This window comes from Thioalkalivibrio sp. ALE10, assembly GCF_000381385.1.
Classification (GTDB): domain Bacteria; phylum Pseudomonadota; class Gammaproteobacteria; order Ectothiorhodospirales; family Ectothiorhodospiraceae; genus Thioalkalivibrio.
Genome location: NZ_KB906451.1, coordinates 364,802 through 378,986 on the forward strand (window position 1 = coordinate 364,802; position 14,185 = coordinate 378,986).

The 14,185-nt window shown below is 68.2% G+C and carries 11 protein-coding genes; 5 read left to right on the forward strand and 6 right to left on the reverse strand.

The annotated features are described in order from the left end of the window. Positions 1-127: 127 nt before the first annotated feature. A complete protein-coding gene (locus tag F788_RS0106045; protein WP_026332722.1) occupies positions 128-1,333 on the reverse strand; it encodes a diguanylate cyclase domain-containing protein in 1,206 nt (401 codons plus the stop codon). 194 nt (positions 1,334-1,527) lie between these two features. Here F788_RS0106045 and F788_RS0106050 point away from each other — a divergent pair, with 194 nt between their 5' ends. Beyond that, positions 1,528-2,466 carry a pentapeptide repeat-containing protein gene (locus tag F788_RS0106050; protein WP_019589600.1) on the forward strand — a complete coding sequence of 313 codons (939 nt, stop codon included), beginning with the start codon at positions 1,528-1,530 and terminating at the stop codon, positions 2,464-2,466. A gap of 21 nt (positions 2,467-2,487) precedes the next feature. Here F788_RS0106050 and F788_RS0106055 read toward each other — a convergent pair whose 3' ends face one another. Beyond that, positions 2,488-3,165 (reverse strand): hypothetical protein, encoded by a 678-nt coding sequence (locus tag F788_RS0106055; RefSeq protein WP_019589601.1) that lies wholly within the window; start codon positions 3,163-3,165, stop codon positions 2,488-2,490. Between the two features lie 117 nt (positions 3,166-3,282). Here F788_RS0106055 and F788_RS0106060 point away from each other — a divergent pair, with 117 nt between their 5' ends. Next, positions 3,283-3,828, forward strand: a complete 546-nt coding sequence (locus F788_RS0106060; RefSeq protein WP_019589602.1) for a hypothetical protein — start codon at positions 3,283-3,285, stop codon at positions 3,826-3,828. A gap of 99 nt (positions 3,829-3,927) precedes the next feature. Here F788_RS0106060 and katG read toward each other — a convergent pair whose 3' ends face one another. The 4 genes from katG to F788_RS0106080 form a co-directional block, all read right to left on the reverse strand. After that, positions 3,928-6,153 carry a catalase/peroxidase HPI gene (katG, locus tag F788_RS0106065; RefSeq protein ID WP_019022294.1) on the reverse strand — a complete coding sequence of 742 codons (2,226 nt, stop codon included), beginning with the start codon at positions 6,151-6,153 and terminating at the stop codon, positions 3,928-3,930. Between the two features lie 149 nt (positions 6,154-6,302). Further along, positions 6,303-7,145 carry a PH domain-containing protein gene (locus F788_RS0106070; RefSeq protein ID WP_019589603.1) on the reverse strand — a complete coding sequence of 281 codons (843 nt, stop codon included), beginning with the start codon at positions 7,143-7,145 and terminating at the stop codon, positions 6,303-6,305. Positions 7,146-7,202: 57 nt separating this feature from the next. After that, positions 7,203-8,093 carry a hypothetical protein gene (locus F788_RS0106075; protein ID WP_231372029.1) on the reverse strand — a complete coding sequence of 297 codons (891 nt, stop codon included), beginning with the start codon at positions 8,091-8,093 and terminating at the stop codon, positions 7,203-7,205. A gap of 49 nt (positions 8,094-8,142) precedes the next feature. Beyond that, positions 8,143-9,012 carry a hypothetical protein gene (locus tag F788_RS0106080; protein ID WP_018871081.1) on the reverse strand — a complete coding sequence of 290 codons (870 nt, stop codon included), beginning with the start codon at positions 9,010-9,012 and terminating at the stop codon, positions 8,143-8,145. Positions 9,013-9,192: 180 nt separating this feature from the next. Between F788_RS0106080 and F788_RS0106085 the strand changes: the two genes are divergently transcribed. Genes F788_RS0106085 through F788_RS0106095 form a run of 3 tightly spaced genes read left to right on the forward strand, consistent with a single transcriptional unit; the run spans position 9,193 to position 14,140 of the window. Beyond that, entirely contained in the window at positions 9,193-9,915 is a 723-nt protein-coding gene (locus F788_RS0106085; RefSeq protein WP_019589604.1) for a TetR/AcrR family transcriptional regulator, read from the forward strand. Further along, a complete protein-coding gene (locus F788_RS0106090; protein ID WP_019589605.1) occupies positions 9,912-11,024 on the forward strand; it encodes an efflux RND transporter periplasmic adaptor subunit in 1,113 nt (370 codons plus the stop codon). The genes F788_RS0106085 and F788_RS0106090 overlap by 4 nt, the downstream gene beginning before the upstream one ends. Before the next feature lie 14 nt (positions 11,025-11,038). Next, positions 11,039-14,140, forward strand: coding sequence for an efflux RND transporter permease subunit (locus tag F788_RS0106095; RefSeq protein ID WP_019589606.1), 3,102 nt, complete (start codon positions 11,039-11,041; stop codon positions 14,138-14,140). The last annotated feature ends 45 nt before the right edge of the window (positions 14,141-14,185 follow it).

Here is a 14,185-nt window from a genome sequence, read left to right on the forward strand (position 1 = left end):
GTTCTCGGTACTTCGGAGCGCACATGGTAGGCGCCCCCGAAGGTCAAAGGAAATGGAAACCTCCGGGAAAGTGCGTCCGCAGGGTCCGGCCGAGCCCTGGCGGCCCTCTTCGCACGGTGCCCCGTCGCTACAAGGACGGCGCCGGGGTACGCCCCGCCTTGCGGGCATACATCTCGCGATCGGCGCGCCCCAGCAGCGTATCCGGATCACCGTCCCCCGGCCCGTCGGCCCAGCCCAGGGTCATCGCGGGCGTCACCTCGCCTGCGGCCAGCTGCGCCGGCCGGCTCACCACCGACTTCAGGCGTTCGCCGGCCGTCTCCGACGCCGCCTCGCCCGCCACCAGCACGGCGAATTCGTCGCCGCCCACCCGCGCCACGCACGCGGCCTCCGGCACCGCCTCCTGCAGCCGCCGGGCCACCACGCCCAGCAGCTCGTCCCCCGCGGCATGCCCCAGGCGGTCATTCACCGGCTTGAACTGGTCCAGATCGATGAAGGCCACCGAGAACGTTTCGCCGGTCTCACCCGCGCGCTCGATCGCCTCCTCCAGCTGTCGATAGAAGGCACGCCGGTTGGGCAGGCCGGTCAGGGCATCGTGCGTGGCCTCGTGCTCCAGCCGACGGCCGGCCTCCTCCAGCCGGGAGGCCTGTTCCCGCAGATCATGATGCATCGCCACCAGCGTCCGGCGCGTCACCAGCGTCAGGGCCAGGGCGAACAGCACGCCGCCTCCCCCGAACACCAGCATGAACCGCTGCGTATTGGCCCCGACCTCGCGCGCGCGTTCGGCCGCGGCCTCCATCTGCGCCCGCTCGTGGGCCCGCAGCTCCTCGATCGAGATGTCGAACTCCCGGTCCAGCTCGAACAGACGGTCGCTCAGGATCGCCATGGCCGGCTCGATCTCGTCGCGCGCCGCGAGATCCACCACCTCGTCCTGCAGCTCCACGATCTCCGGGATCAGAGCATCCTGCTCCTCCAGCCGCTCGCGGGCCACCGCCTCGGTCACGCGCTCGTCCAGGGCCTCGCGGACTTCGCCGACGCGGTGACCCCAGCGGTGATACTCCATCAACAGATCGTCGCGCTCGAACGGATCATCCGTCAGCACCTGATTCACCATGGTCTGGTGCCGGTTGTAGGCCGCTTCGAGCAGATCGGACGCCAGCTGGATCCGCTGGGCCCGTTCCTCGGTCATGTGGTGGAGCTCGTCCAGCAGCCGCTGGTTCTGCCAGACGCTGTTGGCCACCACCACCAGCATCCCCGCCAGCAGGATCACGAAGGCCAGGGTGATGGCATTCACCAGCCGCCCGCTGATCCGCTTCACCCTTTGCGAAAACTGCATGCATCCCCCACGAACGACGCGCGAAATGCACTATGCGAACGCCATCACACCCCCGGCAACACAACCGCGCAAACCGGGCGGTCTTGCGGGCCCCGGTCTTGTGGGCCCCGACCTTGCAGCCGCGACAGTGCCCCCGGTGTCGCCACCCGGCCGGGCGGCCACTACACTGCAGACAGACGAGCACGGAGGCAGCCATGAGCGATGAGCCGGGCGAGACGCCGGAACGGGACAGCGAGGGCTACGAGCTGTGGTACACCCGGCGTGACGGCGAGGTGCACGGGCCGTTTCCGGCGCATCTGATCCGGCGCTACCTGATCCTCGGGCGGCTCACTCCGGACGACGAAGTCGGGCCGACGCCGCACCTGTGGTACCCGCTGCGCGAGGTGCCCGGGCTGATCCCGGAGGAACTGCTGCATGCCGACACCCCGGAGGGGGTGGAACGCCTGCAGCAGGCCCGACTGCGCGAGGACGAGCGCCTGCGCGAACGTCGCGCGCCCGACGAGGACACCCCGCCGGAACTCCTTGAACGTCGTCAGGGCGAGCGGCGCCGGCCCGAATCGCCCGAGACCGTGACCCATCGTCAGCAGTGGGCGGAACTGCTGACCCTCCCGGCACGGCACGTGCCCGCGATCCTCCGCGGGCCTCGCCGCTGGATCACGCTGGGGGTGACGCTGGCGGTGGCGATCCTGGTGCTGTGGCTGCTGCGCGAGCCGCCACCGGAGACCCCCGCCCGCGACTGCTCGGCCCCGCCGGCTCCGGAGGTCAACTGGAACCGCTGCGAGATGCCAGTGGCCGACCTGCGCGAGGCGGACCTGACGCGCGCCAGCCTGCGCGAGGCCCGGCTGCCCGGCGCGCGCCTGCAGGGGGCCCGGCTGGACGGGGCCCTGCTGGAATTCGCCGACCTGAGCCGGGCGAACCTGGCCGACGCGCGGCTGCGCGAGGCCCAACTGCGGGGGGCCAGCCTGCGCGGCGCGGACCTGACCGACGCCGACCTTTCCGGCGCCGACCTGCGCCACGCCGACCTGCGCGACGCCAATCCGGAAGACGCCGTGCTCGACGGCGCCCGTCTCGGCCGTGCGCTGTGGCCGGACGGCTCGCGCTGTCCGCCCGAAGGCGTCGGCACCTGCGAGTGATGCGCGCCGGGCAGCCCCGTGTCAGGCAGGTTTTTCGAGGGCGTTGCGGATGTCGGGGATGCCCTTGACCCAGTAGAGCAGCGCCACACAGCCGGCGAAGAAGGCGATCGCGGCCCAGTCGAACAGCTCCTTGTAGCGCACGGTGTCGGCGGCCAGCAGCAGGGTCATCATGGCCAGGTAGGCCAGCGCGAAGGTGACGTGGATCAGCATGTCGCGGTAACCGCCGCGGGCCACCCAGTACCAGACCAGCACGGTCAGGTGCCACAGCGCCAGGAACAGGAACAGGAAAGGCAGCATGGTGGCGCCCAGCTCCACGCTGGTGGCGGCCTCGCGCCCGCCCAGCGAAGTCAGGTGACCGATCAGCAGGATGGCGTACAGCCAGGCCACCAGCGTGACCTCGACCAGATCCAGCAGGAACAGGACCACGATGCGGCGCGGGCTGAGCCCGGCCAGGCGGGCGCCGTTGTCGGGATTGCAGAAATAGGCCGAATAAGCGACGAACTTGTAGGCGGTGAAGACCGTAACCAGTGCCGTCAGCACGATGCGCTTCCAGAATTCCGGGTCCCGGATGGTGGACGGGTGATCCGTCAGGAACTGCACGTATTCGACCGAAACCACCAGCAGCCCCAGCGCGATGACCGCCAAGATCAGATCGCTGATCTTCTCGGAAAGGCGGTTATAGAAGGTATTGGTATTCATCGCGGCTTCTCGTCCCTGTGCATGCGGTGGCTCGACGGATCTCCCCTCCGTTTGAGGGGCGACGGCGGGAGGGGCGCAGTTTAGGCTGTTCGCAATATCCCTTCCACTGGAGGCAGCATGCAGCCGACGCAACCGAATACCCGCACCCGTGCCACCCTGCTGACGGGTCTGGCGGCCGGCGCCGCTCTGACGCTGACCGGCGGACAGGCCGTCGCCGGCGAGGTGGTGATGAGCGGCACGATCGATGGTGACGAACGGACCTGGGAGCGCTTCGACACGGATGACGGGGGGCCGGCCTTCTTCACCGACCTGCCCGGCGGGGCCCGCCTGTTCAACCTGCACGGACTGCGCGACGGCAGCACGCCGAACCCCATGGGCTCGCTGATCGTCAGCGTGACGACCTTCAATGACAACGTGGGCAGGGTGGAGGTCAGCTATTATCACGAACAGGCCGGCGGCCCCGATTTCGTGGGCAACGACCAGCTCGAGAATGTGGAGTACGAGTTCGACCGCCTGGAGGTCGACGGGGACACCGCCCGCATCAGCGGCCGGGTTTCGGGCGAGTTGCACCACCGGGAGAATCCGCTGAGCGAGGAGACGGATCCGTCGCGCACGCGCTCGGTGGAGGTGGAGTTCGACACCACCCTGCCCGAACAGGAGTAGGGCCGGGAAAAAGGAACCGGCGCCCGCCCTCTGTTCGCCTGCAAGCAGGTTCCCACAGGCGAACAAAGCGGGGCGGGCTCCGGTTTTACGGCACTCGGCTTACATCAGATCGAAGCGATCGGCGTTCATCACCTTGTTCCAGGCATCGACGAAGTCCCAGACGAACTTCTCCGCCGCGTCGTCCTGAGCATAGGCCTCGGCCAGGGCCCGCAGCTGCGAGTTGGAGCCGAACACCAGGTCCACGCGGGTCCCGGTCCACTTCACCTCGCCGGTGGCGCGGTCACGTCCCTCGAAGCGGTCGGACTCCTCGCCCACGGGCTGCCACTCGATGCCCATGTCGACCAGGTTCACGAAGAAATCGTTGGTCAGCTGTCCGGGACGCTCGGTCAGCACGCCATCCTTCGAGCCCCCGTGGTTGGCATCCAGTGCCCGCATGCCGCCTACCAGCACCGTCATCTCGGGGGCCGTCAGACCCAGCAGCTGGGCACGGTCCAGCAGCATCTCCTCTTCGGCCACGGTGAAGCGCGCCCGGCGGTAATTGCGGAAACCATCGGCTTCGGGCTTCATCGGCTCGAAGGACTCGGCGTCGGTCTGCTCCTCGGTCGCATCCGTGCGTCCGGGGAGGAACGGCACGTACACCGGGTGCCCGGCATCCGCCGCCGCCTTCTCGATGGCGGCCGCCCCGCCCAGCACGATCATGTCGGCCAGGGAGATGCGCTTGTCGCCATACTGCTCGTCGTTGAAGGCCTTGCGCACGCCCTCCAGCCGGTCCAGCACCTTCGCCAGCTGCTGCGGCTCGAACGCCTCCCAGTCCTTCTGCGGCGCCAGGCGGATACGCGCCCCGTTGGCCCCGCCACGCTTGTCCGACTGACGGAAGGTGCACGCCGAACACCAGGCGGTGGCCACCAGCTCCTGCACCGTCAGTCCGGTCGCGAGGATCCCGGCCTTCAGCCGGTCGGCATCCTGCGCATCGATCAGCACGTGATCCACCGGTGGCACCGGATCCTGCCAGATCAGGTCCTCGGCGGGGACTTCCGGTCCGAGATAGCGATCCTTCGGCCCCATGTCACGGTGCGTCAGCTTGAACCAGGCGCGGGCGAAGGCATCCGCGAACTCCTCCGGGTTCTCCTTGAAGTGCAGGGCGATCCTGCGGTACTCGGGATCCTCGCGCATCGCCATGTCGGCGGTGGTCATCATGATGCCCACCTTCTGCGACGGGTCCTCCGCGTCCGGGGCGTGGTCCTCGTCGGCGAGGTTCTTCGGCACCCACTGCCAGGCCCCGGCCGGGCTCTTCGACAGCTCCCAGTCGTACTTGAACAGCACCTCCAGGTAGCTCATGTCCCACTGGCGCGGGGTCGGGGTCCAGGCACCCTCCAGCCCGCTGGTGATGGTGTCGCGGCCCTTGCCGGAACCATAGCTGCTCTTCCAGCCCAGACCCATCTCCTCCAGCGGCGCGGCCTCCGGCTCCGGTCCCACGTGGGCGGCGTCGCCCGCGCCGTGCACCTTGCCGAAGGTGTGTCCGCCGGCGGTCAGGGCCACCGTCTCGTAGTCGTTCATCGCCATGCGCTCGAAGGTCTCGCGGATGTCGTGCGCCGACTTGAGCGGATCGGGGTTGCCGTCCGGACCCTCGGGGTTCACGTAGATCAGGCCCATCTGTACCGCGGCCAGCGGGTTCTCGAGTTCACGTTCGCCGGAATAGCGGCTCTTCGCGTGATCGCTGGTCGCCAGCCACTCGTCCTCGGCACCCCAGTAGATGTCCTCTTCCGGCGCCCAGATGTCCTCGCGCCCGCCGCCGAAGCCGAAGGTCTCGAAGCCCATGGACTCCAGCGCCACGTTGCCGGCCAGGATGTACAGGTCGGCCCAGGAGATCTTGTTGCCGTATTTCTGCTTGATCGGCCACAGCAGACGCCGCGCCTTGTCGAGGTTGGCGTTGTCCGGCCAGCTGTTGATGGGGGCGAACCGCTGGTTGCCCGTGGACGCCCCGCCCCGGCCGTCGGCGGTGCGATAGGTCCCGGCGGCGTGCCAGGCCATGCGGATCAGCAACGGGCCGTAATGGCCGTAGTCGGCCGGCCACCAGTCCTGCGAGTCGGTCATCAGATCGGCCAGATCCTGTTTGACCGCCTTCAGGTCCAGCTGGCTGAACGCCTCGGCGTAGTCAAACTCCGGCCCCAGCGGGTCGGACTCGATCCCGTGCTGGTGCAGGATGCCCAGATTCAGCTGGTGGGGCCACCAGTCACGCGGGCCACCGCCGCCGGCATCGTTGCGGGTACGGCTTCCGTGCATCACCGGGCACTTGCCTTCGGCGTTCGCTTTGTCTCCTGCCATCTCTCTCTCCTTCTTGCGTTGTATTCGTGGACACGCACGCAAGCGATCTCGTTCGATCCATGCGTATCCCTGTCCTGAGGTATAGCAGGAGCAGCCATAAAAGCCATTATCGACTTCACATGGCCTTGATAGAGGTCACCTATTGGGGATCAGAGCCGGGCCCGGGCCCGCTGCACCAGACCGGCCGGGTCGCGCAGGCCGGGCACCACCTTCGCGTGCCCGTCGGCATCCACCACCGTGACCTTGCCGAAGCCCAGGCGCCGACCCAGCCAGTGCTGCTTCACGCCGATGTCGCCGACTCTCTTGAGATCGAAGCGCACCGCGCGCTGCCACAGGAGCCCGCTCGCAACGTGGAGGTAACGATCGGTCAGCACCGCCTCGGAGTTGACGAAACTGGCCAGCCCCCGAATCGCCAGCCCCGGCAGGATCACCAGGTAGAGCACCGCGGCCGCGCCCAGCCCCCACACCCCGAGCGGGCCGATGGCCAGCAGCGCCGTGAGCCCCAGCACCCCCAGCGTCGGCAGAAACACCGCCCAGTGGGCATTGGTCTCCAGCTCCACATGCGCCCCGGGCTCCAGCTCTTCGCGCAGTTCGATGGAACGCCGCCCCAGGATCACCAGCAGGCTGATCAGCACCGCCGGCGGCAACAGCAGGATGCCCGCGACCAGCAGCATGTTGCCGACGCGCGCCCCGGACCAGGCCACACCCGCCACCAGGGTGATGACCGCGGAGAGCATCAGCGCCACCGCCAGCATCCACAGGGCGCGGCGCACGCGCTCGCCACGACAGACCTCGCGGGCCGAGCGCCCGCCCGGCCACCAGCGTATCAGCATCGCCGCCAGTGTCAGCGGCAGCAGCACCACGAACGCCGCCACGAACCCGAGTGAACTCCCGCCACGCACCAGCATGGCCCCCAGCAGCGAGATCACCGTTGCCACCGCCAGGATCAGCGGCATCTGCCGCCCCAGTCGTGCCCAGAAACCCTGCGCCATCACGCCCTCTTGCGGTTATCCGTATCCGGAAAAGGCGCCAGTCTATCAGCGAACGGCTTATTCCTCGGCGGCCGGCGGCTCGGCCGCGCCCGAGAACCCTGGTCCGCGCACGTCCTCGATGTCCCAGCCACGGTCCATGTCGCGTCCGGTCACCCACCAGTCGTGGACGTGCAGGCGCAGCGGGCCACGCACCCGTTCCTCGAAGCGCGACGGCAGGACATACGGCCCGACCTCCTCGTACTCCAGGAACGTGGTGTCCACGTGCGCGCCCTGCGTGCGCTCGAAGCCCTCCAGCGTGATGTGCACGCGGTACAGCCGGTCGGTCTCCGGATGGATCCACATCACCACCTCGTCGCGTTCGGCAAAGCCGAAGCCCGGTTCGATGGTCGCCAGCACCCGGTGGTAGTCCACCCCGTCCTCGCGCCGGTCCGGCAGGCGCTGCAGATCGGTGGCGCGGTGCTTCACGAAACTGGGGCCGAAATGGAACAGCTCGCCGGCGTCGATGGTCATCGCGGTGGCGGCGACCCGGTCCGGATCGGTCTCGAACTCCCCGTTGTAGTACACGCTGATCGTGCCCTCGTGGCGGAACACGTGCTTTACGCCCTCGGGCCCGGTGTACTCGCGGACATACAGCGAATCCGCCGGCCGGTAGCGTTCTTCCGAGCGACCGCGGAATCCGGTGTCCGCCACCAGCGGCTGGATGCGCTGGATCATGCGTCCCCATTCGCCGTCGGTGGCCATGTTGAAGTCGCGCGGATCCTCGCGCAGGTCGCCCCCGTGCGCCTCCAGCGTTCGCTCGAACAGGGTCTCGGCCGACAGCCCGTCGGCGAACTCCCGATCCGGCGCCGGCTCCGGAAAGGCGCGCCCGCAGCCCGCCAGCAACACGATCAATCCCGCCACGCCCGCAAGCCGCCAGCCTGCGGCCACTGTCCGTCCCGTCCGTACCATGGCCATCCTCCCCTGCGTGCGACGCCGGGCCCTGCGGCCCGGTATCCGTCTACTCGGGATCCGGGGGCACGCCAGAAAGTTCCACGTGCTCGGACCCCACGAACTCCCACAGCTCCGGCATCAGCCGTTCCATGCGTTGCTGGATCGCATCGGACACCAGCAGCGTGTGGTCGATCCCCTCGGTCCGGCCGAAGATCGAATGGGTCAGCTCCTCGCGGGTACGCACGCGGTTGCGGATATCGTCCAGCAGCCGCTGGAACTCCGATGGCGTGGGCTGCACACCCAGCGCCCGGAACAGCTCCCCGAGCCCGTTCATCAGCCCTTCGGCCTCCGGCCCCAGGCCAAAGTCCTCCGGGCGGTAATCCGCCTCGCCCACCGAGGCACGCGGCACCCACACGCTGAAACCGACCTTCTTCAACGAATGATAGACCGGTTCCTCGGAGATCAGGACCAGCATCAGCCGCTCCCGACTGGCCACGAACGACGCCCCGCCCATGGACCACTCGCCATCCACCACGAAGCGGTACAGCCGCAGATGCTCGCGGAAGTCCGCCGCCTGCAGCTGATCCAGGATCAGGATGGTGCGTTCGCCCTCGGAGTACGCACAGGCACTGGAGACCTCGCGGTCGAAGGCCGGGATCGGCGGTTCCTCGACTCCGTCCTCCTCCGGATTGGACGGCGGCTGCGCCGTCGGTGCCGGATCATGCGCCTGGGTGAAATCGTGATACAGCACGTGCGGGACTTCCAGTGCCGCGGCCAGGGCGTTGGCGAAAGCGGTCTTGCGCCGCCCCGAGTCCCCCTCCACGTTCAGTGTGGGGATCGCTCCGCCCGCCTGGGCCAGCACACAGTCCACATGATGGGCATAGTCGATATTCGATTCGAAGCCGTTGTCGGCCATCCGTTCGCGCAGCGTCTTCATGGGCCTTCCTCGTGGCCTGCCTTCCCCTCAAGGATACTTTCCCGCTGGCCGGCAGGGATATGGAACCGGTCCCCCGGCAGACGTCGAGCAGCCGCAGCGTGTTCCAGTCGACAGAACGAACCCGACACAATCCATGAACCTGGTTCACAAACCGTTCCGGGTTCGCTAGCCTGCCGCCTCATGGGAACCGAAGACCGCAAGCAACGCGAGCGCCAGGCACGCGAACAGCTGTTCATCGACAAGGCCCACGAGCTGATCCGCACGGACGGCCTGCTGGCCCTGCAGATGTCGAAGCTGGCGGCCGCCTGCGAATACGCCACCGGCACGCTGTACCAGCACTTCGCCTCCAAGGAGGATCTGCTGGCCGCGGTGGCGACACGCACCACCATCCAGCACGCCGAACGCTTCCGCCGGCTGCCGGAGCTGCCCCTGGGCACACGCTCGCAGATGCTGGCGATCGTACTGACCGACCTCGATTTCGCCGCCGCCAACCCGGACCACTACCGCCTGATGCAGTACCTGCTCACCGAGGCGGTCTGGGCGCAGATCTCGCAGGAACGCCGGGAGGCCCTGCTCACGGCCGCCCAGCCCATCAGCGATGCCGTGAGTGGCGTGGTGGAAAGGGCCCGCGAAAACGGCGACCTGCCCCCGCCCAAGGAGATCTCCGCCGAAGAGATGGGGCTCGGCCCCTGGGCCCTGAACCTGGGCATGCAGAACCTCGCGAACGCGCGCGGCCTGCTGGAGGCGTATGACATCGGCCAGCCGCTGGATCACCTGCTCCGCCATTTCCACGCCCTGATGACCGGCTGGCGCTGGGAGCCGCGCGTGGACCCCGACGAACCCTCGGTGGTGCGCGCGGAGAGCGAGCGCGTACGCGCCGTGCTGCAGGAGGCCTTCCAGTGAGTCGCCGTTTCTTCTACATGCTGTTCGGCGTGGCCGTGGTGCTGGGCGGGATCTTCGGATTCAAGGCCTTCATCGACCAGCAGATCGCCGAATATTTCGAGGAGATGCCCGAACCCGAGGCCACCATCAACGCAGCCACCGTCGAGACCGACGCGTGGACACCCGAGACCCGCGCCATCGGCAGTCTCGAGGCGGTGCGCGGCGCGACCCTGAGCTTCCAGAGCCAGGGCCTGGTGGATCGCATCCTGTTCTCCAGTGGCACCGAAGTGGTCGAAGGCGAGACCCTGGTGGAGCTGGACACCGCCCTCGACCGCGCCGAGCTGGAGAGCCTGCAGGCCGCGGCCATGCTGGCCGAAAGCGAGCTGCAGCGCGCCCGCGGGCTGGCCGAGCGCGACAGCATCTCCGACTCCGAACTGCAGCGCCGGCAGACCGAAGCGGAACAGGCCCGCGCCGCCGTGCGCTCGCAGGAAGAGCGCATCCGGCAGAAGCGCCTGCACGCGCCGTTCGACGGCCAGCTGGGCATCCGCCAGATCGACGAGGGCCAGTTCGTCGGCCCCGGCGACCCGGTGGTCGAACTGCAGACCCTGGATCCGATCCACCTCAACTTCACCCTGCCCGAACGACGCCTGAGCGAAGTCGAACCGGGCCAGGAAGTGCGTATCCGCACCGATGCGCACGACGCCGTTGTCACCGGTGTCATCACCGCCATCGAGCCGCGGGTGCGTCCCGCGTCGCGCATGTTCCGCGTGCAGGCCACCCTCGACAACGAGGACCACCGCCTGCGCCCGGGACAGTTCGCCCGCGTGACGCTGCAACGCGGCGAGGCCGAGGAAGGACTGGTGGTGCCGCAGACCGCCATCCGCCACGCCCCGTGGGGCCAGTCGGCGTTCGTGGTGTTCGAGGACGATGACGGGCAGAAGCGGGTGGAACAGCGTCTGGTCGAGACCGGCGAACGGCGCGGCGACCTGATCCGCATCCGCGACGGGCTGGAGGAAGGCGAGACCGTGGCCGCCAGCGGCCTGCTCAAGCTGCAGAACGACACCCCGGTGAACATCACCGAAGACGCCCAGCCGGATGCCGAGCGCGACCCGCGCCCGGACACTCGCTGAGCCGGACCGCGACCATGCGTTTCACCGACGTCTTCATTCAGAAACCGGTGCTGGCCACGGTGGTCAGCCTGTTCATCCTGCTGTTCGGCATCCGCGCGGTGGTGGACCTGAACGTCCGCCAGTTCCCCGAGGTGCAGAACGCGGTGGTGACCGTCAGCACCTCGTACATCGGCGCGGAAGCCGATCTGGTCGAGGGCTTCATCACCACCCCGATGGAGCGCGAGGTCGCCGAGGCCGAGGGCATCGACTACATCGTCTCCTCCAGCATGGCGGGCACCAGCACGGTGCAGGCGCACCTGGAGCTGGACTACGACCCCAACGAGGCGCTGACCCAGATCTCCGCACAGGTCGACAAGATCCGCTCCGAACTCCCGGCCGAGGCCGAGGACCCGGTGGTGGACCTGTCGGTGGGCGACGACGTCGCGGCGATGTACCTGTCGTTCTATTCCGAACAGCTCGACAACAACCAGATCACCGACTACCTCGTGCGCGAGGTGCAGCCGGAGCTGTCCACCGTCAACGGCGTGCAGCGCGCCGAGATCCTCGGCGGCGAGCCCTTTGCCATGCGGGCCTGGCTGGACGCGGACCGCATGGCCTCCTACGGGGTCAGCGGGCGCGACGTGCGCCAGGCGCTGGAGGGCAACAACGTGCTCTCCGCGGTCGGCCAGACCCGGGGTTCGATGGTCAGCCTCGACCTCACCGCCGACACCGACCTGCAGAGCGTCGAGGAATTCGAGCAGCTGGTGCTGTTCGAGGCCGATGGCGATCTGGTGCGCCTGGCCGACGTGGCCGAGGTGGAACTGGGCTCGGAGACCTACGACTCCTCGGTGCGCTTCAACGGTCAGGCGGCCACCTTCATGGGGATCGAGCTGGCGCCGGACGCCAACGCCCTGGACGTGATCGCCGAGGTGCGCGAGGTCTTCGACGAGCGCGTGGAACCACGGCTGCCGTCGGGTCTGAACGGCGAGATCGTCTACGACTCCACCGACTACATCGAGAGCGCGATCAACGAGGTGCTGATCACCATCGCCCTCGCGCTCCTGATCGTGCTGGCGGTGATCTACCTCTTCCTGGGCTCGCTGCGCAGCGTGATCATCCCCGCGGTGGCCGTGCCGCTGTCGCTGGTCGGCACCTTCATGCTGATGCTGCTGATGGGGTTCTCGCTCAACCTCCTGACCCTGCTGGCGATGGTCCTGGCGATCGGCATCGTGGTGGACGACGCGATCATCATGCTGGAGAACATCTCGCGGCACATCGAGGAGGGGATGTCGCGCATGGAGGCCGCGCTGCAGGGCGCGCGCGAGCTGGCCTGGCCGATCGTGGCGATGTCCACCACGCTGGTCGCGGTGTTCCTGCCGCTGGGCTTCATCGGCGGGCTGACCGGCACGCTGTTCATCGAGTTCGCCTTCACCCTGGCGGCCACCGTGGTGATCTCGGGGATCGTCGCCATCACCCTGTCGCCGATGATGTGTTCGAAGATCCTGCGCCACGGCGACGGCCAGCAGCGCGGACGCATCGAGACCTGGCTGGACGACCGCTTCGACGGTCTGCGCCGGCGCTACCGGCGGCGCCTGCACGGGGCCCTCAACGACCGCTTCACCATCGCGATGTTCGGCGCGATCGTGCTGGTCTCGTGCTATTTCCTGTTCGTCACCTCGCAGTCGGAACTGGAACCGCCCGAGGACCAGGGCTTCGCCTTCTCCATCATGGAGGGCGACCCGCACATGGGCATCGACCACCTGGAACGGAACACGGCCCTGACCGACCGCCTGTTCGACGAGATCCCGGAGATGGACAACATCTTCATCGTCAACGGCTTCGGCGGCGGTCCGGGCATGGCCGGCGCGACCAACCAGGCGCTGGGCGGCTTCGTGATGAGCCCATGGGAGGAACGCGAGCGCGACACCGACACGATCCTGGAAGAAGACCTGCAGCCGGCACTGGACCGCATCCCGGGACTGGAGGTGTTCGCGGTCCAGCCACCGCAGCTGCCGACCCCGGGCGACGGCGCCCCGGTCAGCGTGGTGTTCAACTCCACGGCCTCGTTCGAGGAGCTGGAGACCTTCAGTGACGAGATCACCGAACGCGCGATGGACACCGGGCGCTTCATCTTCCTGGATACCGATCTCGACTTCGACAAGCCGCGGGTGGACCTGAAGATCGACCGCGAGCGCGCGGCCCAGCTCGGCATCGACATGACCACGCTGAACGCCGACCTCGCCACGTTCCTCTCCGGGGGCTACACCGGCCGCTTCGCGATGGAGAACCGCAGCTACCGCGTGATCCCCCAGGTGCAGCGCACCGACCGCCTGACCCCGGAGCAGCTGGAGGAGCTGTTCACCCGCACCGCCGACGGCACACCGGTGCCGCTGTCGAGCATCGTGACCCTGGAGGAAACCGTCACGCCACGCGAGCTGAACCGCTTCCAGCAGCTCAACGCGGTGACCCTGCAGGGCGTGCCGGCCCCGGGCGTGACCCTCGGCGAGGCGCTGGCCCTGATCGACGAGATCGCCGCCGAAGTACTGCCGCCGGACGTAAACGTGGACTACGCAGGTGAATCCCGCCAGCTGAAGGCCGAGGGCGGCGACCTGGTGGTGACGTTCTTCTTCGCCCTGCTCGTGATCTTCCTGGTGCTGGCCGCGCAGTTCGAGTCGTTCCGCGACCCGCTGATCATCCTGACCACCGTGCCGATGTCCATCGCCGGCGCGCTGATCTTCATCAGCCTGGGCGTGACCTCGCTGAACATCTACACCCAGGTGGGCCTGCTGACGCTGATCGGCCTGATCGCCAAGCACGGCATCCTGATCGTGGAGTTCGCCAACCAGCTGCAGCGCCAGGGGCATCCGCTGCGCGAGGCGATCGAGGAGGCCGCCAGCCTGCGCCTGCGGCCGATCCTGATGACTACCACCGCCACCGTGGTGGCCATGGTGCCGCTGCTGATGTCCACCGGCGCCGGCGCCGGCTCGCGCTTCGCCATGGGGCTGGTCATCGCCGCCGGCATGGCCATCGGCACGCTGTTCACCCTGTTCGTGGTCCCGGCGATCTACACCTACCTCGCCCGCGACCACTACGCCGACAGCCTCGCCGCCGGGGAGACGGACCACTCGCCCGCCTGACCGACACGCCTGACCTGGCATGGCGGCAACCATTTGCCGCCATGC